Source organism: Hyphomonas oceanitis SCH89 (assembly GCF_000685295.1).
GTDB classification, from domain to species: domain Bacteria; phylum Pseudomonadota; class Alphaproteobacteria; order Caulobacterales; family Hyphomonadaceae; genus Hyphomonas; species Hyphomonas oceanitis.
Genome location: NZ_ARYL01000102.1, coordinates 1 through 1,898 on the forward strand (window position 1 = coordinate 1; position 1,898 = coordinate 1,898).

Here is a 1,898-nt window from a genome sequence, read left to right on the forward strand (position 1 = left end):
CAGCTACACCACGCCGCGGGACACGATCATCAGCTCATGACTGCCGAGGGTGTCCTCAAGGGTGCAATTCCTGCAATAGCCTTGAGTGGCGGCAATATGGAATGGGCTATCGGCGCTCAGTATCGCTGGTTCGGCACGCAAAATGATGTTTCCAACATTGCGAACTTCGACATTAATCCATGCATCGAGGAAGGCGCACCGCTTTCATCATGCCAGGGTAATCCGCGTGGCCCGATGTCGATTTTTACAGCAACACAGCTGCGGGGATACGACCAGAGTGTCTCGGCTGAATTCGCAGAACTGAGTCTTCCCTTTAGTGATACATTCAATGTGAATTTCGCAATCCGGCATGAGTCTCATGATGCAGGAGACACGGTGAATCCCAAGATCTCAGCGAAATGGCAATTCCACCCAGATTACGCTATACGCGGGTCTGTCGGCACAGCTTATCGAACACCTTCGATTGCTCAACTGGACCCAAGCCTTAGCGCATCCCTGACAGCAGCATTTGGAGCAACTCGCGTTCCGGTCACTTTGCGCGGCAATCCGGACATCAAACCAGAAACGTCAACCAGCTACAATTTCGGCTTTATTGCAAATCCTGGTAATTTCAGCGGACGAATCGACTATTGGCGCTATGATCTGAAAGACCAGCTCATCACGGAAGATGCAGGCGCCTTGATTGAGGCTCTGCTCCCTACGGGTCAGCCAGACAGGTGTAGCGATCCCGCATTTCAGGATCTCGCTGCACGGTTCCAATTCAATGCAGCAGGCTGCGGTACCGTTGCCGGAATTGCCCGAGTAGACTACCTCAATGTGAACGGCCCGGATACTTCGCTTGATGGCATTGATGTGTCAGCCTCCTACCTTTTCGAAAACGTTTTGCAGGGGGATTTATCGCTCGGTTTCCAGGGCACATATAATTTCCGCTACCAGGTAGATGCTAGAGAGCAATATGGAATTGAAATCACGCCTGCTTATGATGCTGTCGGGCTTTTCAATGCCAGTCGAGATCCGAACTCACTGCCGCAGTATCGTGGACAAATATTCGCAAACTGGGAAAGGGAGAATCAGAACCTTCGCGCTGTTGCCAACTATATTGATGGCATAGACGACGAACGAGCCGGAAATGGCAAGTCATCGGATCTGTTCAGCTCTCTTCCCGGGTACCCGCTTGGCACCTTTGCACCGACAGGCGCTAAGATCGATTCCTTCTTCACTATCGACTTGCATTACCTGCGCAACTTGCCACGCGATGCCAAGTTGTCCCTTAGCGTAAGCAATCTGCTCGACGAAAATCCACCATTTGCCAGAACAGACCGATCTTACGATGCCTTTATCGGCTCCCCTCTGGGCCGTGTATTCAAGGTAGGACTGTCTAAGGAATTCTGAGCTCAGCTAGTTTCCCCACCCCTGCTCCGGGCCACTCCCATGGTCCGGAGCCTTTTCTAATCTTCACGAAAGGAAACTGAGCGAATGACATCTCAGCAGTCAAACTCCGATCCAGCCCGCATACACACACTCCCCAAACTAAAAAAATATACACCCCCAGACGATGTCCATTTTTGGTTTGAGGACTTTAAAAGCGAGAACGTGCGCCTTGTTTCGCAGTGGTTTGCGCCACATGACACTCAGGACATGTCCCTACCGACCATATTGATGGCACACGGGTGGGGGGGCACGGCGGCTCATTTCCGCGAAGATGCAGTTTTTTTTGCACGCGCTGGTTATGCCGTCATGTTGTTTGACTACCGCGGCTGGGGTGAAAGTGATGGACGCCTTGAAATTGATCCGACAGCTGCAGAAGACACACGCAACACTAATATGAATTCTCTAATGGCCGTCCGCGAACTCAGAGGCTACATTGACCGTAACCGTCCGGTCTGCCCGCCCTTGTG

2 protein-coding genes are annotated in these 1,898 nt (G+C 52.0%); both read left to right on the forward strand.

The genetic code is table 11. The annotated features are described in order from the left end of the window. A partial coding sequence (locus HOC_RS20370; RefSeq protein WP_206741631.1) for a TonB-dependent receptor domain-containing protein occupies positions 1–1,392 on the forward strand: 1,392 nt, incomplete at its 5' end. 84 nt (positions 1,393–1,476) lie between these two features. Continuing rightward, on the forward strand, positions 1,477–1,898 hold a 422-nt coding region (locus tag HOC_RS22025), incomplete at its 3' end, for an alpha/beta hydrolase (protein ID WP_199285893.1).